This is a genomic window from Rhodococcus sp. YH1, assembly GCF_009939605.1.
GTDB classification, from domain to species: Bacteria; Actinomycetota; Actinomycetes; order Mycobacteriales; family Mycobacteriaceae; genus Rhodococcus; species Rhodococcus aetherivorans.
This window is the reverse complement of the sequence record NZ_WVTE01000234.1, coordinates 1-17,350: the sequence shown is the minus strand read 5'-3', so window position 1 is coordinate 17,350 and position 17,350 is coordinate 1. Positions and strand designations below refer to the sequence as shown.

The following is a 17,350-nucleotide window of genomic DNA, read 5'->3' as shown; positions in this document are numbered from 1 at the left end:
CACCAGGGCGAACGAGCCCCCATCCCTCCGCGAATCATGCAGCGTGAAAACGGGATCGGGCCGTGGTTCCATGCTGCGCTCGCACAGGCACAACCGTGACGGAAGGCCCCCATGAACCTGAAGCTCACCGACGAAGAGCTCGCGTTCCGCGACGAACTGCGCACGTTCTTCACCACCGAGTTCCCCGCCGAGATCCGAGAGAAAGTGGCTGCCGGCCGGCACCTGGACCGCGACGAGGTCGTCCGGAGCCAGCAGATCCTCAACGCCAAGGGTCTGGCGGTGCCGAACTGGCCCGTCGAGTGGGGCGGCAAGGACTGGACTCCCGTGCAGCGAAACATCTGGCTCAACGAGATGCAGCTCGCCTCGGTGCCCGATCCGCTGCCGTTCAACGCGTCCATGATCGGTCCCGTGATCGCGCAGTTCGGCTCGCAGGAGATGAAGGAGCGCTTCCTGCCCGCCACCGCGAACCTCGACATCTGGTGGTGCCAGGGATTCTCGGAGCCCGAGGCCGGCTCCGACCTGGCCTCACTCAAGACCCGCGCGGTGCGCGACGGCGACGACTACATCGTCAACGGCCAGAAGACGTGGACCACCCTCGCCCAGCACGCCGACTGGATCTTCTGCCTGGTGCGCACCGACCCGGATGCGCCGAAGAAGCAGGCCGGCATCTCGATGCTGCTCATCGACATGACCACGCCCGGCGTGACCGTCCGCCCGATCAAGCTCGTCGACGGCAGCTACGAGGTCAACGAGGTCTTCTTCGAGAACGTGCGCGTCCCCGCCGAGAACCTGGTCGGCGAGGAGAACGCGGGCTGGAGCTACGCGAAGTTCCTGCTCGGCAACGAACGCACCGGCATCGCCCGTGTCGGCGCCACCAAGGTGCGGCTCGCCCGCGCCAAGCAGCTCGCCGCGCAGACCCGGACCGGATCCGGCACCCTGATCGACGACCCGCTGTTCGCCGCGCGCCTCGCCGAGCTCGAGAACGAACTGCTCACGCTCGAGCTCACGCAGCTGCGGGTGGTCGCCGGGTCCGCCGACGGCAAGCCCAATCCGGCGTCGTCGCTGCTGAAGCTGCGCGGCTCGGAGCTGCAGCAGGCGGTCACCGAACTGCTCACCGACATCGCCGGACCCGACTCGCTGCCCGTCGGCGCCGCGGGCATCGACTCGCCGGAGTGGGCGCAGCACACCGCCCCGACCTACCTGAACTACCGCAAGGTGTCCATCTACGGCGGGTCGAGCGAGGTGCAGCGCTCGATCATTGCCTCCTCCATCCTCGGATTGTGAGCCACTGTCATGAACTTCGAACTCGATACCGAACAGGACCTGCTCCGCAAGACCGTCCGTGACGTGCTCTCGGGCACCTACGACACCGAGACCCGTAACAAGGTCGCCGACACCGACCGCGGCTGGAGCGATGACGTGTGGCGCCAGCTCGCCGAACTCGGCGTGCTCGGCCTGCCGTTCGCCGAGGAGCACGGCGGAATGGGCGCCGGACCGGTGGAGGTCATGGCCGTCATGGGCGAGATCGGCCGAGCGCTGGCCCCCGAACCGCTGCTGAATGCGGTGTTCCTGCCGGGCGGCCTCGTCGCCGAGGTCGGCACCGACGAGCAGCGCGCGGACCTCCTGCCGCGGCTGTCCGAGGGCGCGCTGCTGCTCGCGTTCGCCCACGACGAGCCCGGCAGCCGGTGGCCCGCCACCGAGGTCGCCACGACCGCCGCCCGCACCGGCGACACCTGGGCCCTCACCGGCCGCAAGAACCCTGTGCTGCACGGGGATTGCGCCGAGACGTTCGTCGTGTCCGCCCGTCTTCCCCAGGGCGGTGTCGGGCTGTTCCTCGTCGACGCCGACCCGGCCGGCGTCACCCGCACCGCGTACGGCACCCACGACGAGCGCCGCGCCGCGCAACTCGTCCTCGACTCGGCCGCTGCCGTGCCGCTCGGCGAGGCCGTGGACGCCACGGCGGCGATCACCGCCGCCCAGGTACGGGCTCAGGCCGCCCTGTGCGCGGAGGCGGTCGGTGCGCTGGCCGAGACGCTGCGCCTGACGACCGATTACCTCAAGCAGCGCAAGCAGTTCGGCGCCCCCCTCGCCCGCTTCCAGGCCCTGACCCACCGCGCGGCCGACATGTACGTGCTGCTCGAACTGGCGTCGAGCATGAGCCTGTACGCCACCATGGCCCTCGCCGACGGCATCGTCGACCCGACCATCGCGTCGCGGGCCAAGCTGCAGGTGGGCCGGTCGGCACGGAAGGTCGGGCAGGAGGCGATCCAGATGCACGGCGGTATCGGCATCACCGCCGAATACCCGGTCGGCCACTACGTGAGCCGGCTGACCGCGATCGAGCACACGCTCGGCACCGTGGAGGATCACGTGCGGATCCTCGCCGGGGCCGTCGCGGACCACGACCGCATCGAGGTCGCCGGCATGTGAGCGGCGCGGGCTCACTCCCGGGGCAGCAGCGTCCCCAGCGGTCCGAGGTCGATGTTGAGATCCTCGGGGGTGAGCCCGAAGTGGTCACGCAACTCCCCCATGCGTTCCTCGAGCAGCATGAGGGTGGTGCCGATGCGCTCGATCTGCTCGTCGCTCAGGTCCCCCTCGTCCACGCGCCGCAGCGCCTGCCGCTCCATCAGCTGCCGCAGCAACTCCACGAGGGTGAGGACGAGCGTGACCAGCCCACGCTCGACCGACTCGGGATCCGAGTCGATACGCGGTGAAATGCCGTCGAATTCACTCATCCGGCGCCTCCAGGGCGTCGCGAGGGACGGGCGGTTCGATCCCGGTTGCCGACAGCGTGCTGACGGACGAGATCAGGGCACGCAGCGAGATCTGCACCATGTCGACGTCCGCGATGGACAGCTTGATGTCGCCGGTGATGACGACCCCGCCGGCGAGCACCCGGTCCAGGAGGTCGATGAGGGCGATGCGGCGCTCGCCGTCGGCGCTCTCGCTGACGTGATTCATGTGGATGTCCGCTCCACACCGGCGAACGAATACGGCGGCCACGGCCCGGTCAGCTCGAGCCGGATCCCGGGAAACTCCTTGCCGAGTTCCTCGACCGTCGCCGCGAACTCGTCCGCGCGGTCGTCGTCCACCAGATAGGTGCCGTTGAGCACCATCCAGTCCCGCCGGCCGCTCAGCGCCGGATCCGTCGCGGCCTGACGCCGGCCGGCGGCGGCCTGCCGCACCAACCGGGAGTGGATCTCGTCGGCGCGGGCCGCGGCGTCGCGCTCGACGGACTCCTGCGCCGACAGCTGGGCGCGGCGACGGAGCAGGTAGGCGGTGCCGGAGCCCTTGGCGCTGCCCGCGATCTGCGCCTCCGCCACCGCGTCGGCGAGGGCCCGCCGGTCGCCGTACGCCTTGACCCCCCACTCCGTGCGGCCGGTCACCAGGGCCAGCGCCGACTCGAAGTCCGCACGCCGCTCGTCCAGCAGATCGCGCACGCGGGCGTCGTCGAGATAGACGGTGGCCAGGCGCAGCGGGATCACCGCACCCCGCCGCACGAGGGCGGACACCACGGCGTCGTGCGCCCGGGCCGTCGCCTCGAGCCACTGCAGGTCCTCGAGGTTGTGCCGCAACGGCTCCTCCCCGAACACCTCGAGCGGCACCGAACCCACGACGGCGGAGTGGCCCCCGGCGGTCACGGCGCGCACCGCTTCCCCTGCGACGCCGGTGAGCCCGCCGAGGTCCTCCTCGGCGAGCCCGTCGTCCGTCACGGCGTACAACCACGCTCCGGTTCCGTCAGTCACGATCCTCCTCTTCCACACGAGCGCTCTCGACGGCCTCGCGGCGGCCCTGCCCGGACTCGAGTTCGGCGATCCGCTCGCGCAGCCGCCGGTTCTCGAGTTCCAGCTTGTCGTCCTCCCGATCGATCTCGCGGTTGCGGGCCTTGCTGCTGAGCCACGGATCCGACTCCCACCAGTCGATGCCCACGGCCTTCGCCGTCTCGAGGGAGGCGATCACCAACCGCAGTTTGATGGTGAGCAACTCGATGTCGAGCAGATTGACCTGGATGTCGCCGGCGATCACCAGGCCCTTGTCGAGGACCCGCTCGAGGATGTCGCCGAGGTTCGTCGACTGGTGACCGCCCCCGGACGGCTGCGGCGACGAGCTGCCCCCCATCACGGTCATCGCCGGTCCCTTTCGCCGATGTCGCTGCTGCCGCGGCCGTAGCGCTTGGTTCGGCGGTATGCCAGCAGGTTTCCGTCCAGGTCGATCTCCACCTCGTAGAGGGCCAGCATGTCCGCCGACGACGGGATGCGCCGATCCTCGAGCACCTCGATCTCCACGGTCCAGCCGTGATCGGCCGGCTCCACCGAGGTGGCCCCCTGGGGCTCCTTCGAGGTCAGCTCCACGAGGTGCTCGAGGGCGGCCGCGGCGGCCTCGCCTGCCGTCAGGGGCGGCGGCTGGTCGTCGTCGTGGACGTCGTCGGAATCCTCGGGCGTCGCCCTGCCGCTCACAGGTTCTCACTCCCCCCGGCGGGTGCCGTACCGCCGCCAGGCCGGATCATGCGGTCGAGGACCGCCTGCTGTGCCTTCTCCTTCTCGTCCTCCGACAGTCGACCGGCCGCCGCCGCCTCGTCGATCTCCTCGAGTTCCCTCCGAATGGTCGCCGGGTCGTGGAGTGTCTGCTCGACCTGGTCCTGGATGACTTCGCCGAGCCAGAGCACGCCTCTGACCGGGGCGAGCGGCAACAAGAGGATGGACGAGATCAGTCCCATGTGTCAGCCCTCCGGTTCCCGCTTCATCACGAAGTCGTACGCCGCCATCGGGCCCAGCAGCGTCATCTCGACCCGGCCGTCCCACTCGTGCGCGAGCGAACCCACCGCCTCTTCGAGCTCGCCCTGACGGTCGAGTTCGACGAGGACGGCGACGTGGGCCGCGTCCTCCTCGTGGGTGGGCTGGCGCTCGTTGACCATCGGTTCGAGGGCCTCGAGGGCGTCGATCACCCGGCGGGTGTCCTCGGCGCGTTTGGACTCGATCGCCTGGCTGATGATCTCCCCGAGAGCCATGCGGGCGTCGCGGGTGGCGTCCTCCGACTTGTCGCGGATCTCGTCGCGCAGCCGGGCGGCCTCGGAGTTCTCGTCGAGCACCTCGCGCAGGACCGCGTTCTCGACGTAGCGGCCCTTGATCACGAACTGCGCACGCCCCTCGAGTTCGTCCAGTGCTGCCTTCAGCTCGTCGTGGTTCTCCTCGAGCAGCTCCCGCTCCACCGCCTCCGCATCCGTCATCACCGCCCCGAACCGCAGCGGTAGCACGGGCGCGACGGCCGCGGAACCGTCCAGCAGTTCCGCGTGTGCCTTCAGATCGTCGGGCGTGCCGAGCGGCCGGTCGACCGAGATCTCGCTGACCAGTGCGGCGATGTCGCCGTGGCGCACCACCGCGACGTCGCTCTGGGGCTTCCCCACGCCCTTCGCGTGCTCCTCGGGCTCCACGTCGGCCGGCACGATGCCGTAGACGTACATCGCGGTGCTCTGCCCGCCTTCGCTCTCGGGTGCCTCTGCGGCCTGATCGGTGGACATCAATCCCCCCTTCTCTTCGGTCGGCTGGCCGTCTGCCGCTTGTCTTCCACGTCGCCGAGGAAGTCCATGACCTTCTCGCCCGCGGCCTCGAGCGCGCCCTTGGTCTTGTGCTTCGCCCCGCCCTGGGTGATGTCACCGACTAGGTCGGGCAGGCCCTTCGGTTCGTTCTGCGAGATCTCGAGCCGGTTCACCGCCTCGGCGAACCGCAGATAGGTGTCGACACTGGCCACCACGATGCGTGCGTCGATGGTCAGCAGTTCGATGCCCACCAGCGACACCCGCACGAACGCGTCGATGACGAGTCCCTTGTCCAGGATGGTGTCGATGACGTCGGCCAGACCGGAGGAGTTGGGGCGGGCCATCGTGCCGCCGCCACCACCTCCGCCGCCCCCGCCGCCGGCGGGTTGGATCGTCATGTGCGTGCTCCTTGCCTGCCACCCTTACGGGTGGCCGCGCGCCGTCGCCGTGAGGGTGCCGGTTCCTCCTCGGGCTCCTCGTCTTCCTCCTCCGGCTCCTCGTCCTCCTCGTCCTGCAGGCCTTCGTCTTCCTCCTCCGGCTCCTCGTCCTCCTCGTCCTGCAGGCCTTCGTCTTCCTCGTCCTGATCCTCGGGGAGTTCGTCCTCGGCGCCTTCGTCCCCGACGTCCTGCTCCTGGTCCTCCTGCTCCTGTTCCTCCTCTTCGCGCCGGGCGGTCTCGTCGTCCTTGACGACCTCGCTGTCGCGGATCTCGCCGTGCCAGCCCTGGATGTCCTCGGCGTGCAGGACGGCCTCGGTCATCACATGGCGTTCGAAGTGCTTGAGCTCCAGTCGTGCTCGTCGTCCCACGGCTCGCCACAGGTTGGCCGTCTTCTCGAACAGCCCCTTGGGGTGGTACTCGAGCACCATGATGATGCGGGTCAGGTTGTCGGTGATCTCGTGGAAGGTCACCGCCCCGTCGATGTAGCCCTTGGCGCCCTTCGAGCGCCACACGATCCGATCGAACGGAACCTGTTCGAGGATCGTCGACTCCCAGTTGCGCCGGGACCAGAACACCTTGCCGGTCCACTGCAGCTTCTCGTCCGAGGCCTGCTCGACCTGCTCGACCTTCTTCATGAACTTCGGCCAGTCCGCGAACTGGGTCCACATGTCGTAGGCAAGTTCGATCGGGACGCCGACGTCGATCTGCTCGACGATATTGGTGAGCTTGATCTTCTTGCCGCCGGCGCCCTTGCCTTTGCCGCCTCCGCCGAGGGATTCCTTGACGCCCTCGAACTTGTCCTTGGCGGTCTGCTTGATGTTCTCCAGGCCGGTGCTCATGGCGGACTTGACCGACGACTCGCCCTCCGCGGACTTCTGGCCGCCGGTCAAGGCGCTCATCAGGTTGCCGCCCCCGCCCTCGGCATAGTCGTTGAGGCGCCCAGCAGTCCCGGTCACCTTGTCGGAGACCGTCGACAGGGCACGCTCGGCAAACGTCCCGGCCAGACCTTGCAGCGACTTCTGCAGGTGCTTGGTGGGTGAGAGGTCCTGCACCGCCTTGCCGGCGCTTCCGGCCGCCCCGGTGGCCGTCTTACCGGCCTGTCCCGCGGTGCCGGCGGCGGTCTTGCCGGCCTTGCCGACGGTCTCCGTGGCGGTCTTGCCCAGCCGGCGGGTGGCGTCTCCGAGTGATCGCGTCATCGGACTCACTTCCTCGTGCGCCGGACCGGAGCGCGTCCGGTGGAGGGTGTCTCAGCGCGGGTGCTGCGTCGCCGGGGCTTCGACGGCTCCTCGCCCTCGTCGCCGGACTCCTCCGGTTCCTGTGGCTTCGACTTGGCCCGGGATGCCTTGGGACGGCTCGCGGATTCCGAGGTGCGCCGTCGGGCGGCCGGCCGCCGCCGCGCGGGCTTCGGGGCCTCCTCCTCGGCTTCCTCGGCCTCTTCCGGAGCGCCCTCTTCCTCCTCCGGGGCTTCCTCCTCCGGGGCTTCCTCCTCTTCGGCTTCCTCCTCCGGGTACTCCTCCTCTTCGGCGGACTCCTCGCCCGGCTCCTCCTCGTATTCGCCTTCGGCGTACTCGTCTTCGGGCTCCTCGCCGGCGTACTCCTCTTCCTCCGGCTCCTCCTCGGCAGCCTTGGAACGTCCGGCGGCGCGCTGCTGGAGCCGATCGTTGAGCGAATCGATCCGGTTGCTCGCGGCGGTGACCGCGGCTGCGCGGGCGGCGCTCATCAGTTCGCCACGAACCGAATCGGTGATCTTGACGAGTTCCGGTGAGGACCCGACCATCGAGGCCCCACGCTTGAGGATGTCCTGCGGGTTGCTGGGCAGGCGTCCCGTCAGGCCTGCCCCCGCGAGCATCAACGCCAGCCGCATCTTGTGCGTGCGACCGAGGAAGTACCCGATACTCACCCCGGCGGCGACGCGTGCCCCACCTTTCATGACCATTCTCCTTCGCCTGCAAGTGGCCGCGGTTGCGGGCAGGTTCCCGGCTGCGCACGGTGTCTGGTCCGGTGCGGCGGGCCCGCGGTGCGGTTCGGATGTGGTGTAGCCCACACTACGCATTTCAAACATCGCTTCGCTGACGATCAACAGGAATGCGCATGCGTCACAATCCGGGTGTGATAAAGGACCGATCGGTATGTCCCGGAGGTGTTTCCCGGCGGCGCCCCGGGGTATGACAACCCTCGACGGGGCGCGGCTCCGTCCCCGCAGAAATGCTAAGGAGGGCACCATGGCTCACCTCGCCAACAAGGTGATGCACAAGGCTGAGGAAGTGGTCGGCAAGACCCGGTACAACCTGGGCAAGCGGACCGGAAACAAGAACCTGCAGAGCGTGGGCAGGCGCGGCCAGGTCTCCGGGCGCGTCAAGCGGTTCGGCGACAACCTCACCCACGCGGTAAGGAATGCCCAAGGGCGATTCAAGAACAGGTCACATCGTTCCGATCTCCGCTGAGCCTCCCGGCGCGCCGCCGGCGGGTGTCATTCGCAGGCGGCGAAGCCGCAGGCGCGCAGGGCGAACGCCGCCTCGGGCCCGATGATCTCGCCGACCAGGGTCAGGAACCGGTCGACGAACGCGGGCCCGTGCGGCGGCTCCGCCGGATCGTCCGGATCGGACGCATCCAGATGGTGCGCCAGCTCGTGCAGCACCACCAGCTCGCGGAACGCCCACGCGGTGTTCGCGCGGTGCTCCGGGAGCGCGATTGTGGCGCAATCGCTTTCGTAGTGAGCGGCGGCATGGCCGGCGCGTGCCCGGACGCGCACCCGCACCGACGCCCGCGGCCAGCGCGCCCGCACCCAGTTCAGCGCCAGCACCGAGTCCACGTACGCCTGGACGGAATCGATGGAGGCGAAGCGCCGCTCCACCGGCAGGGTCACCTGCGACCCGGCCAGCTCCACCACCCGGAGTCCGCGCTCGTCGGCGCGGTCGAACATCTTGCGTACCAAGGACTCCGCCTCGTAGACGGCGGTCCTCTGGGTGTCGCGCAGCCGGGTCACCGCGGCAACCGCCGGGCCGGGACCGGCAGTTCCGGCGCCGTACCCAGGCGCGCCTGCCGTCCCGCCCGGTCCCCCGCACGACGGGCGTCGGACGAGTGCCCCACCCCCACCCCCGGCCCGCGCCAGCTGCCGCGCGCCTCGGACGTGCTGCGGTAGAAGTCTCGCAGCTCGATCTGCTTGTCCCGCAGTGCCAGGGCCGTGCCCGGTGCGGCGGCCGCCGCCTCCTGCTCCGCGTCCTGCTTCGCCTCCGCGAGCCGCCGGCCGATCCGCGCCGCGAACGCCGACTGGAAGTTCAGCCGCGCGGTGACGGCCGCGACGGGCCGGCGCACCCGGGTCCGCACCCGCCGTCCCCCGCGGGTCTCGACCACCGTGCGCACCGTCGTCTCCTCCTTGTAGGTGCCCGAGCGCAGGTACGCGTCGGAGGCGCGGACCATCTGCACCAGCAGCGAGGAGTACAGCGCCTCGCACACGTCGATGTCGGAGGCGAAGCCGTAGGCGTAGATCACCGTCGACGTCGTGGTGATGTCGCACTGGACGTCGTTGGCGGCGGCGATCGCCAGGAACAGCTGCGCGTACGTCCGCAACCCCTTCCGGCCGGCCTCGCCGATGGTGATCAGGCGCTGCACGGGGGTGGCCCGGCGCTCCCGGCCCGCCGTGTGGGCACGCGCCACCGCCAGATCCACCGACGCCGCCGTGGCCAGCCGCTGCGCGGCGGCGAGGAACGCGTCGGCCTCGTGGGGGTTGTCGGTGGATTCCGCCTGACGGAGCAGGCCACCGATGCGGGTCAGCATCTTCTCCGAACTCACCCAGGCAGGCTACGCCGTGGTGCCCTTTCGGACCCGTGGTGATCCGAAAGGACACCACGGCGACGGGGTCGCCTATTCTCCTGCCATGGCCCCAGTGACCTTCGACCACGCGACCTGTCTGTTCCCCGGGTCGACCACGCCTGCCGTCGACGCGTTGAACCTGGAGATCGAGGACGGCGAGTTCCTCGTCCTGGTCGGCCCGTCCGGCTGCGGCAAGTCCACCTCCCTGCGGATGCTCGCGGGACTCGAACAGGTGCACAGCGGACGCATCCTCATCGGCGGCCGCGACGTCACGGCGCAGGAGCCCAAGGACCGGGACATCGCGATGGTGTTCCAGAACTACGCCCTCTACCCGCACATGTCCGTCGCCGAGAACATGGGCTTCGCCCTCAAGCTCGCCAAGACACCGAAGGCGGAGATCCGCGCGCGGGTCGAGGAGGTCGCGAAGATGCTCGACCTCGAGCAGTACCTCGACCGCAAGCCCAAGGCGCTGTCCGGTGGGCAGCGGCAGCGTGTCGCCATGGGCCGCGCCATCGTCCGCCAGCCGCAGGTGTTCCTGATGGACGAGCCGCTGTCCAACCTCGACGCCAAGCTGCGCGTGCAGACCCGCACCCAGATCGCGCAGCTGCAGCGCCGCCTCGGCACCACCACCGTCTACGTCACGCACGATCAGGTGGAGGCCATGACGATGGGCGACCGCGTCGCCGTGCTCGACAAGGGGATTCTGCAGCAGTGCGCGTCGCCGCGCGTGCTCTACAACAAGCCCGCCAACGTGTTCGTCGCCGGATTCATGGGCTCGCCGGCGATGAACCTGTTCAGGCTGCCGGTCTTCGACCGCGGGGTGATGCTCGGCGACACCGCCGTGCAGGTGCCGCGCGACGTCGTCGGCCGGGTCACCGAGTCGGAGGTGGTGGTCGGCATCCGTCCCGAGCATTTCGAGATCGCGCCCGACGGCCTGGGGATGGACGTCGACGTCGTCGAGGAACTCGGCTCCGACGCCTACATCTACGGCCGCGCCCAGATCGCCGGCCGCCCGCAGCAGGTCGTCGCGCGCGGGGACTGGCGCAATCCGCCCCACAAGGGCGAGCGGGTGCACCTGCGGTTCGACCCGGACCAGGTGCACGTCTTCACCACGTCCGACGGCCGGCGCCTGGGCTGAGCCGAGCGGCAGGGCACGACACGGAACCGATCAAGGTCGCGCGGAATCCCTGCACTCCGGTGCCCTCCATGCCAGAGTAAGGGCCGATGTCGGTGGCCGGGTGCCGCCGACGAGGCTTTTCTCACGATCTCAACGGGGAGTCATTCATGATTCTGAACTCGAAGGCGATGCGCCGCGCGGCGGTCGCGGCGTCCGCCGCGTCGCTGCTGGTGCTCACGGCCTGTTCCTCCGACGGCGGCTCGGACTCGGGCAGCGAAGGGGGCACCGCCGCCGGCGGTGAGGGCCGCGGCCCCATCACGATCGTCGAGGGTCAGGATCCGCTGAACACGGCGCTCGAGAGCATCATCGCCGACTGGAACGCGGAGCACCCGGACGAGCAGGTCACCTTCAAGCCGCTGGGCAAGGAAGCGGACCAGCAGCGCGACGACATCACCCAGCGCATGCAGGCCCAGAGCGACGAGTACGACCTCATCGCCGTGGACGTCACCAACACCGCCGAGTTCGCGGCCAACGGCTGGCTGCGGCCGCTCGAGGGTGACTACGCGATCGAGACCGGCGGCCTGCTGCCCGCCACGGTCGACTCCGCCACCTACAACGGCACCCTGTACGCGGCGCCGAAGAACACCAACGGCGCGTTCCTGTACTACCGCACCGACCTGGTCGACAAGGCCCCCGCCACGTGGGCGGAGCTGAAGGAGCAGTGCCCGAAGGCGCAGGAGGCGGGCATCGACTGCTACGTCGGCCAGTTCAAGAACTACGAGGGCCTGACGGTCAACGTCTCCGAGATCGTCAACGCCTACGGTGGCAGCTTCGTCGCCGAGGACGGCACCACCCCGGCCATCGACGACAAGACCGCCGAGGGGCTGCAGTTCGTCGTCGACTCGTTCAAGGACGGGACCATCCCCGAGGCCGCGCAGACGTACACCGAGGGCGAGTCGCAGAACGCCTTCGGCGAGGGCCGCGCCCTGTTCATGCGCACCTGGCCGGGCTTCTTCACCGACGGTGAGTCCTCGTCGGTCGCCGGCCGCTACGGCATCGCGGTGCTGCCGGGCGTGGACGGCCCCGGCGCCTCCACCCTGGGCGGCTACAACGTCGGCATCAGCGCGTTCTCCGATGCGCCGGCGACCGCCCGCGACTTCCTCGAGTTCATGCAGACGCGCAAGTCGCAGACCTACTACGCCGAGGCCGGTGGCGCGCCGGTCCTCGAGGAGGTCTACGACGACCCGCAGATCCTCGAGCAGTACCCGTACTTCGCGACGCTGAAGGAATCCCTGGCCAACGCGCAGCCGCGTCCGGTCACCCCGTACTACTCGCAGGTCTCCAAGGCCATCCGCGACAACGCCTACGCGGCGATCCGCGGTGAGAAGACGGTGGATCAGGCGCTCGCGGACACCAAGGCCGGCATCGAGACCGCCGGCAACTGATGCAGGAGTAGTACATGGCGAAGCCGCAGGTCGAGCCCGCGGACCAGTCGCCCACCACCACGGTCGGGACCGCAGTGATCGGTCCCGACCGTGGCCGTGGAGGCGGCCGGCACCGGGCTCCCGAGCCCCCCGAGCCGCCGGCCGCGGCAGTGAAGGCGCGCCGGCGGATACCGGTGTGGGCGTTCGTCGCGCCGACACTGGTCGTGCTGGCCGTCGTCATCTTGTATCCGCTCGGCCGGGCGGTGTGGATGTCGTTCCACGGCGACGCGAAGAAGCTCGATCCCGAGACGGGCCGGTTCGTCACCGGCGGCTTCGTCGGCGTCGAGAACTACGTCCGCTGGATCACGCAGAGCTGCGGCACCGCGACGGGCTCGATCCCGTGCCCGCCGGGCACCCTCGGCTCGCAGTTCTGGGGTTCGGTGGGCAACACCTTCTTCTTCACCGTGGTGACGGTGGCGCTGGAGACGGTCATCGGGTTCGCGATGGCGCTGGTGATGGCGAAGTCGTTCCGCGGTCGCGGCCTGCTGCGCGCGTCGGTGCTGGTGCCGTGGGCGATCCCCACCGCGGTCACCGCGAAGCTGTGGTTCTTCATCTTCGCCAACGACGGCATCGCCAACCAGATCCTCGGCACCGAGATCCTGTGGACGGCCGACCCGTGGCCCGCGCGGTTCGCGATCATCGTCGCCGACGTGTGGAAGACCGCGCCGTTCATGGCGCTGCTCATCCTGGCCGGGCTGCAGATGATCCCGTCGGACGTGTACGAGGCCGCCAAGGTCGACGGCGCGTCCGCCTGGCAGCGGTTCACCCAGATCACGCTGCCGCTGGTGAAGCCGGCGCTCATGGTCGCGATCCTGTTCCGCACGATGGACGCGCTGCGCATGTACGACCTGCCCGCCATCATGATGGGCTCCAACCCGGCCACCTCCACCATCTCGGTGCTGGTGGTCGACCAGATGCGCCAGGGCGCGAACTCCGCGTCGGCCCTGTCGACGATCACGTTCCTCATCATCTTCGCGGTGGCGTTCGTCCTGGTCCGGTTCCTCGGCGCCAACGCGGTGCGCACGCAGGAAGAACAGCGGAAGGGGACCCCGGCATGAGCCGACCGGGCACCGGCAAGGCCCTGCGCGGCAGCATCGGCACCTACGCCGGCGTCGCACTCATCGTCGTGTGGGGCCTGGCCCCGTGCTACTGGATGATCGTCACCGCGCTGCGCGACCCGGCGGACACGTTCAGCACCACGCCGTGGCCGACGAACCCGACGCTGCAGAACTTCGCGGACGCCCTGGACCCGTCCGCGAAGGTCAACTTCTCCCGGGCGCTGCTCAACAGCGTGATCATCGCCGGGGCCACCACCGCGATCGCGCTGCTGGTCGGTGTCTTCACCGCCTACGCGCTGTCCCGGTTCGACTTCCGCGGCAAGTACTTCGTCACCGGCATCATCCTCGGCGCGTCGATGTTCCCCGTCGTCGCGCTGGTGACGCCGCTGTTCCAGCTGTTCACCGACATCGGCTGGATCGGCAGCTACAAGGCCCTGATCATCCCGAACATCTCGTTCGTGCTGCCGCTGACGATCTACACGCTGACCTCGTTCTTCTCCGAGCTGCCCTGGGAGCTCGAGGAGGCCGCCCGCATGGACGGCGCCAGCCGGGGCCAGGCGTTCCGGATGATCATGCTGCCGCTCGCGGCGCCGGCGCTGTTCACCACCGCGATCCTCGCGTTCATCGCGACCGTCAACGAGTTCCTGCTCATGTCGCAGCTGTCGAGCGAGAAGACCGCCCCGGTGACCGTGGCGATGGCCCGGTTCACCGGGACCGACCCGTATGTGACGCCGTATGCGTCGATCATGGCGGGCGGCACCCTGGTGATGGTGCCGCTGGTGGTGATGGTGCTGATCTTCCAGCGTCGCATCATCGCAGGCCTGACCGCCGGCGGCGTCAAGTCGTGAGCCGCCGGCCGTCGCGCCGGCAGCGGCTCGAGCTGCTGCTCGGGTTCCTGACCATGGTCACGCTGCTGGCGCTGGTCGGTGCGGTCGCCGAGCTGCTGTCCGCCTCGCCCGGGGTGGTCCCGTCGCTGGTGCTGCTCGGGTGCGTGGCGGCGTGGGGGCTGACGTTCCGGGCCTGGCGGCGCGCGGGCTCCTGAGGGGTGCCGTATCGCCGCAGCTCGGAGGCGGTTTCTCCGCCGGGGCGCGCGGGCCGAGCGGTGTCCGCGCGGCCTGCGGTACCCGTCACATCGGGACGGAACTCCGTACCATGCGATCGAGAGGGTGCGATCATTCGTCGGACCCGGATCTTTCCGAGAAAGTGGTACGTGTGAGTTCTACGACCCCGTCGAACCCCCAGCACAGGAAGCCCACCGCCGCTGCGAAAGCGCGGCGGTGGCGCATCGTCGGCAACATCGCGCTCGCCGTGGTGGCCGTTCTGGTGCTCGTGCCGGCGCTCGCGTTCGCGGTGGCGTACATGTCGACGGACGTGCCCCGCCCGTCGGACATGAGGACCAATCAGGTCGCGACGGTCTACGCCGCGGACGGTACCACCGAGCTGAGCCGGATCGTGCCACCCGAGGGCAACCGTGTCGAGGTCGACCTCGCGGAGATCCCGGAGCACGTGCGCAACGCCGTGCTCTCGGCCGAGGACCGCAACTTCTACAGCAACCCGGGCTTCTCGGTCAGCGGCTTCGCTCGCGCGGCCCGCGACAACGTGCTCGGCAAGGAAACCGCCGGCGGCGGGTCCACCATCACCCAGCAATACGTCAAGAACGTGCTCGTCGGCGCCGACCGGACCGTCACCCGCAAGATGCGGGAGCTGGTGATCTCGACGAAGATGGCCAGGCAGTGGTCCAAGGACGAGATCCTGCAGTCGTACCTGAACACCATCTACTTCGGCCGCGGCGCCTACGGCATCGCCGCCGCCGCGCAGGCGTACTTCGGCAAGCCGGTCGGGGAGCTGTCGGTGGCCGAGGGCGCTGTGCTCGCCGGGGTGATCCAGACCCCGTCGGCGCTCGACCCCGAGTTCAACCGGCCGGCGATCGAGGCGCGCTGGAAGTACGTCCTCGACGGCATGGTCGAGATGGGCGAGCTCGACACCGCCGAACGCGACGCCCAGGAGTTCCCTCCGACGGTGCCGGCCGCGCAGGCGACGCAGGCCAACGAGGCCGGCGGGCCGGAGGGGCTGCTGCGCACCCAGGTGATCCGCGAGCTCGAGGCGGCGGGCATCAGCGGCCAGGTACTCAGCACCGAGGGCCTGCAGATCACGACGACGATCGATCCGCGGGCGCAGCAGGCGGCGATCGACTCGGCTCGCGAGACCCTCGAGGGCGAACCGGCGAACCTGCGCACGGCCGTCGTGTCGATCGATCCGCGCACCGGCGCGGTCCGGGCGTACTACGGCGGCGAGGAGGGCGCCGGGTTCGACTTCGCGCAGGCACCCGTGCAGACCGGCTCGGCGTTCAAGGTGTTCGGCCTCGTCGCGGCGCTGAAGGACGGCATCGGCCTGAACGCCCGGTTCAGCAGCGCTCCGCTGACCGTCGGCAATCTCGAGATCGGCAACGTCGAGGGCGAGTCGTGCGGCGTGTGCACCATCGCCGAGGCGCTGAAGCGGTCGCTGAACACCAGCTTCTACCGGCTGATGCTGGCCATGGAGGACGGGCCGCAGAAGATCGCCGACGCCGCCCACGAGGCCGGCATCCCGCTCGAGATTCCCGGCATCGAGGGCCCCACGCTCAGCCACAACGGCGGCGCGCCGGAGGGCGGCATCGTGCTGGGCCAGTACCAGTCGCGGGTGATCGACATGGCGTCGGCGTACGCCACGCTCGCCGCGTCGGGGACCTACCACCAGCCGTACTTCGTGCAGCGGGTCGTCAACGCGGAGGGCGAGGTGCTGCTGGACCGGCCCGCGTCCCCGGGCGAGCAGCGCCTAGACCCGGCCGTCGCGGACAACGTCACGCAGGCGATGCAGCCGATCGCCGCGTACTCGCGCGGACACGCGCTCGCGGGCGGGCGGCCGTCGGCGGCGAAGACCGGGACCACCCAGCTCGGTGACACCGGCCTGAACAAGGACGCCTGGATGGTCGGGTACACCCCGTCGCTGTCGACCGCGGTGTGGGTCGGCACGCCGGACGGCACCGCGATCACGAACAGCTGGGGCGGGTCGATCTACGGTTCGATGCTGCCGTCGGACATCTGGAAGGGCACGATGGACGGTGCCCTCGAGGGCACCGAGGTCGAGAGCTTCCCGTGGCCCGAGCCGATCGGCGGGCAGGCGGGCGTGCCCGTCGACACCGGGGTGACGGCCCCGTCGAACAACGTCCCGGCGCCCGTGCAGTTGCCCCAGCTGCAGCTGCCGGAGCTGCCGCCGATCACGATCCCGGCGCCGCCGGTGGAGCTGCCGCCGGAGATCCAGGTGCCGCAGCAGATCGAGGTCCTGCCGGGCGTGACGATCCAGATTCCCGGATAGGTGATGGCGCCGCCGTGGGGGTGAGCGGCACCGCCGCCGTGGGGGTGAGCGGCACCGCCGCCGTGGGGGTGAGCGGTACCGCCGCCGGACCCCCGGGTCGGACCGGCCCGGGGTCCGAGAGACGCCACGGCCGCGCCGCGGCCTCGAACGTGGCGAACGCCTGCGCGGCCGTCAGCTCGCCCGCGGCGACAGGACCGAACAGGCCGACGATCCCCCACGCGAGGAACCGCACCGCCGGATCGCACTCCGCCTCCCCCGCCTCGCACTGTTCGCGCAGGTGGCCGGCGAGGACCTCGTGGACCATGTGGGTGGTGGCGCGCACGAGCACGGCGTCGCTGCGCCGGCCGGCCAGCGCCTCGTACAACCGCGGGTGCTGCTCGCACAGGTCGAACACGGTGCGCACCGGTCCCCACGGCGTCTGCCGTCCCCGAGTGCGTTCCTCGACGGCCCGCTGCACATATTCGGTGCAGCTGACCACCAGCAGGTCGTCCTTGTCGCGGAAGTGGTGGTAGAACGTGGAGCGGCCGACGTCGGCGCGATCGAGGATGTCG

The 17,350-nt window shown here is 69.9% G+C and carries 22 protein-coding genes; 9 read left to right on the top strand and 13 right to left on the bottom strand.

All coding sequences use genetic code 11. The features are described 5' to 3' along the window. Positions 1–111 precede the first annotated feature (111 nt). Together AIIKEEIJ_RS21220 and AIIKEEIJ_RS21215 are read left to right on the top strand one after the other, a co-directional pair. A complete protein-coding gene (locus AIIKEEIJ_RS21220) occupies positions 112–1,284 on the top strand; it encodes an acyl-CoA dehydrogenase family protein (RefSeq protein ID WP_029546726.1) in 1,173 nt (390 codons plus the stop codon). Between the two features lie 9 nt (positions 1,285–1,293). Then, positions 1,294–2,430, top strand: a complete 1,137-nt coding sequence (locus AIIKEEIJ_RS21215; protein ID WP_161996497.1) for an acyl-CoA dehydrogenase family protein — start codon at positions 1,294–1,296, stop codon at positions 2,428–2,430. Positions 2,431–2,441: 11 nt separating this feature from the next. Here the strand turns inward: AIIKEEIJ_RS21215 and AIIKEEIJ_RS21210 are convergent, their stop codons facing one another. Genes AIIKEEIJ_RS21210 through AIIKEEIJ_RS21165 form a run of 10 tightly spaced genes read right to left on the bottom strand, consistent with a single transcriptional unit; the run spans position 2,442 to position 7,903 of the window. Then, on the bottom strand, positions 2,442–2,735 hold the full coding sequence (locus AIIKEEIJ_RS21210; protein WP_072636705.1) for a gas vesicle protein K: 294 nt from the start codon (positions 2,733–2,735) through the stop codon (positions 2,442–2,444). Further along, entirely contained in the window at positions 2,728–2,961 is a 234-nt protein-coding gene (locus AIIKEEIJ_RS21205; RefSeq protein WP_161996496.1) for a gas vesicle protein GvpJ, read from the bottom strand. Before AIIKEEIJ_RS21205 ends, AIIKEEIJ_RS21210 begins: the two co-directional genes overlap by 8 nt. Beyond that, the gene (locus AIIKEEIJ_RS21200) at positions 2,958–3,746 is read right to left on the bottom strand and encodes a GvpL/GvpF family gas vesicle protein (RefSeq protein ID WP_161996495.1); all 789 of its coding nucleotides are present in this window, start codon (positions 3,744–3,746) and stop codon (positions 2,958–2,960) included. Before AIIKEEIJ_RS21200 ends, AIIKEEIJ_RS21205 begins: the two co-directional genes overlap by 4 nt. After that, positions 3,739–4,128 carry a gas vesicle protein gene (locus tag AIIKEEIJ_RS21195; protein ID WP_006932229.1) on the bottom strand — a complete coding sequence of 130 codons (390 nt, stop codon included), beginning with the start codon at positions 4,126–4,128 and terminating at the stop codon, positions 3,739–3,741. The genes AIIKEEIJ_RS21200 and AIIKEEIJ_RS21195 overlap by 8 nt, the downstream gene beginning before the upstream one ends. Continuing rightward, positions 4,125–4,457, bottom strand: coding sequence for a gas vesicle protein GvpO (locus AIIKEEIJ_RS21190; RefSeq protein WP_072636703.1), 333 nt, complete (start codon positions 4,455–4,457; stop codon positions 4,125–4,127). Before AIIKEEIJ_RS21190 ends, AIIKEEIJ_RS21195 begins: the two co-directional genes overlap by 4 nt. Continuing rightward, a complete protein-coding gene (locus AIIKEEIJ_RS21185) occupies positions 4,454–4,717 on the bottom strand; it encodes a gas vesicle protein GvpG (RefSeq protein WP_161996494.1) in 264 nt (87 codons plus the stop codon). The genes AIIKEEIJ_RS21190 and AIIKEEIJ_RS21185 overlap by 4 nt, the downstream gene beginning before the upstream one ends. A gap of 3 nt (positions 4,718–4,720) precedes the next feature. Continuing rightward, positions 4,721–5,518, bottom strand: a complete 798-nt coding sequence (locus tag AIIKEEIJ_RS21180) for a GvpL/GvpF family gas vesicle protein (RefSeq protein WP_006932240.1) — start codon at positions 5,516–5,518, stop codon at positions 4,721–4,723. Beyond that, on the bottom strand, positions 5,518–5,934 hold the full coding sequence (gene gvpJ, locus AIIKEEIJ_RS21175; RefSeq protein WP_072636701.1) for a gas vesicle protein GvpJ: 417 nt from the start codon (positions 5,932–5,934) through the stop codon (positions 5,518–5,520). The genes AIIKEEIJ_RS21180 and gvpJ overlap by 1 nt, the downstream gene beginning before the upstream one ends. Continuing rightward, positions 5,931–7,169, bottom strand: a complete 1,239-nt coding sequence (locus AIIKEEIJ_RS21170; RefSeq protein WP_161996493.1) for an SRPBCC family protein — start codon at positions 7,167–7,169, stop codon at positions 5,931–5,933. The genes gvpJ and AIIKEEIJ_RS21170 overlap by 4 nt, the downstream gene beginning before the upstream one ends. A gap of 5 nt (positions 7,170–7,174) precedes the next feature. Beyond that, positions 7,175–7,903 carry a hypothetical protein gene (locus tag AIIKEEIJ_RS21165; protein ID WP_161996492.1) on the bottom strand — a complete coding sequence of 243 codons (729 nt, stop codon included), beginning with the start codon at positions 7,901–7,903 and terminating at the stop codon, positions 7,175–7,177. Positions 7,904–8,195: 292 nt separating this feature from the next. Between AIIKEEIJ_RS21165 and AIIKEEIJ_RS21160 the strand changes: the two genes are divergently transcribed. Next, positions 8,196–8,417, top strand: coding sequence for a CsbD family protein (locus AIIKEEIJ_RS21160; RefSeq protein ID WP_161996491.1), 222 nt, complete (start codon positions 8,196–8,198; stop codon positions 8,415–8,417). 26 nt (positions 8,418–8,443) lie between these two features. On the opposite strand, the gene AIIKEEIJ_RS21155 is transcribed toward AIIKEEIJ_RS21160, so the two are convergent. After that, the gene (locus AIIKEEIJ_RS21155; protein ID WP_050036166.1) at positions 8,444–8,959 is read right to left on the bottom strand and encodes a TIGR04338 family metallohydrolase; all 516 of its coding nucleotides are present in this window, start codon (positions 8,957–8,959) and stop codon (positions 8,444–8,446) included. Then, positions 8,956–9,765, bottom strand: a complete 810-nt coding sequence (locus AIIKEEIJ_RS21150; protein WP_338020998.1) for a DUF2786 domain-containing protein — start codon at positions 9,763–9,765, stop codon at positions 8,956–8,958. Before AIIKEEIJ_RS21150 ends, AIIKEEIJ_RS21155 begins: the two co-directional genes overlap by 4 nt. Positions 9,766–9,850: 85 nt before the next feature. On the opposite strand from AIIKEEIJ_RS21150, the gene AIIKEEIJ_RS21145 reads away from it, so the two are divergent. From AIIKEEIJ_RS21145 to AIIKEEIJ_RS21120, 6 genes are all read left to right on the top strand, one after another. After that, positions 9,851–10,924 (top strand): ABC transporter ATP-binding protein, encoded by a 1,074-nt coding sequence (locus AIIKEEIJ_RS21145; protein WP_029546720.1) that lies wholly within the window; start codon positions 9,851–9,853, stop codon positions 10,922–10,924. A gap of 146 nt (positions 10,925–11,070) precedes the next feature. After that, a complete protein-coding gene (locus AIIKEEIJ_RS21140) occupies positions 11,071–12,348 on the top strand; it encodes an ABC transporter substrate-binding protein (protein ID WP_006932272.1) in 1,278 nt (425 codons plus the stop codon). 14 nt (positions 12,349–12,362) lie between these two features. Beyond that, positions 12,363–13,445, top strand: a complete 1,083-nt coding sequence (locus AIIKEEIJ_RS21135) for a carbohydrate ABC transporter permease (RefSeq protein WP_029546719.1) — start codon at positions 12,363–12,365, stop codon at positions 13,443–13,445. Then, on the top strand, positions 13,442–14,293 hold the full coding sequence (locus AIIKEEIJ_RS21130) for a carbohydrate ABC transporter permease (protein ID WP_006932281.1): 852 nt from the start codon (positions 13,442–13,444) through the stop codon (positions 14,291–14,293). The genes AIIKEEIJ_RS21135 and AIIKEEIJ_RS21130 overlap by 4 nt, the downstream gene beginning before the upstream one ends. Continuing rightward, positions 14,290–14,487: a hypothetical protein gene (locus AIIKEEIJ_RS21125; protein WP_006932283.1), complete on the top strand. Its 198-nt coding sequence runs from the start codon at positions 14,290–14,292 to the stop codon at positions 14,485–14,487. Before AIIKEEIJ_RS21130 ends, AIIKEEIJ_RS21125 begins: the two co-directional genes overlap by 4 nt. 170 nt (positions 14,488–14,657) lie before the next feature. Then, complete coding sequence (locus tag AIIKEEIJ_RS21120; RefSeq protein WP_072636696.1) at positions 14,658–16,799, top strand: transglycosylase domain-containing protein; 2,142 nt, start codon at positions 14,658–14,660, stop codon at positions 16,797–16,799. On the opposite strand, the gene AIIKEEIJ_RS21115 is transcribed toward AIIKEEIJ_RS21120, so the two are convergent. After that, positions 16,702–17,350 (bottom strand): TetR family transcriptional regulator (locus AIIKEEIJ_RS21115; protein WP_161996490.1); only part of this gene is annotated, 649 nt, incomplete at its 5' end. The genes AIIKEEIJ_RS21120 and AIIKEEIJ_RS21115 overlap by 98 nt on opposite strands.

Bases quoted from the DNA above. Each gene is read 5' to 3' on its own strand.
- AIIKEEIJ_RS21220 (WP_029546726.1), top strand. From the start codon at position 112: ATGAACCTGAAGCTCACCGACGAAGAGCTCGCGTTCCGCGACGAACTG.
- AIIKEEIJ_RS21215 (WP_161996497.1), top strand. From the start codon at position 1,294: ATGAACTTCGAACTCGATACCGAACAGGACCTGCTCCGCAAGACCGTC.
- AIIKEEIJ_RS21210 (WP_072636705.1), bottom strand. From the start codon at position 2,735: ATGAGTGAATTCGACGGCATTTCACCGCGTATCGACTCGGATCCCGAG.
- AIIKEEIJ_RS21205 (WP_161996496.1), bottom strand. From the start codon at position 2,961: ATGAATCACGTCAGCGAGAGCGCCGACGGCGAGCGCCGCATCGCCCTC.
- AIIKEEIJ_RS21195 (WP_006932229.1), bottom strand. From the start codon at position 4,128: ATGACCGTGATGGGGGGCAGCTCGTCGCCGCAGCCGTCCGGGGGCGGT.
- AIIKEEIJ_RS21185 (WP_161996494.1), bottom strand. From the start codon at position 4,717: ATGGGACTGATCTCGTCCATCCTCTTGTTGCCGCTCGCCCCGGTCAGA.
- AIIKEEIJ_RS21180 (WP_006932240.1), bottom strand. From the start codon at position 5,518: ATGTCCACCGATCAGGCCGCAGAGGCACCCGAGAGCGAAGGCGGGCAG.
- gvpJ (WP_072636701.1), bottom strand. From the start codon at position 5,934: ATGACGATCCAACCCGCCGGCGGCGGGGGCGGCGGAGGTGGTGGCGGC.
- AIIKEEIJ_RS21170 (WP_161996493.1), bottom strand. From the start codon at position 7,169: ATGACGCGATCACTCGGAGACGCCACCCGCCGGCTGGGCAAGACCGCC.
- AIIKEEIJ_RS21165 (WP_161996492.1), bottom strand. From the start codon at position 7,903: ATGAAAGGTGGGGCACGCGTCGCCGCCGGGGTGAGTATCGGGTACTTC.
- AIIKEEIJ_RS21160 (WP_161996491.1), top strand. From the start codon at position 8,196: ATGGCTCACCTCGCCAACAAGGTGATGCACAAGGCTGAGGAAGTGGTC.
- AIIKEEIJ_RS21145 (WP_029546720.1), top strand. From the start codon at position 9,851: ATGGCCCCAGTGACCTTCGACCACGCGACCTGTCTGTTCCCCGGGTCG.
- AIIKEEIJ_RS21140 (WP_006932272.1), top strand. From the start codon at position 11,071: ATGATTCTGAACTCGAAGGCGATGCGCCGCGCGGCGGTCGCGGCGTCC.
- AIIKEEIJ_RS21135 (WP_029546719.1), top strand. From the start codon at position 12,363: ATGGCGAAGCCGCAGGTCGAGCCCGCGGACCAGTCGCCCACCACCACG.
- AIIKEEIJ_RS21130 (WP_006932281.1), top strand. From the start codon at position 13,442: ATGAGCCGACCGGGCACCGGCAAGGCCCTGCGCGGCAGCATCGGCACC.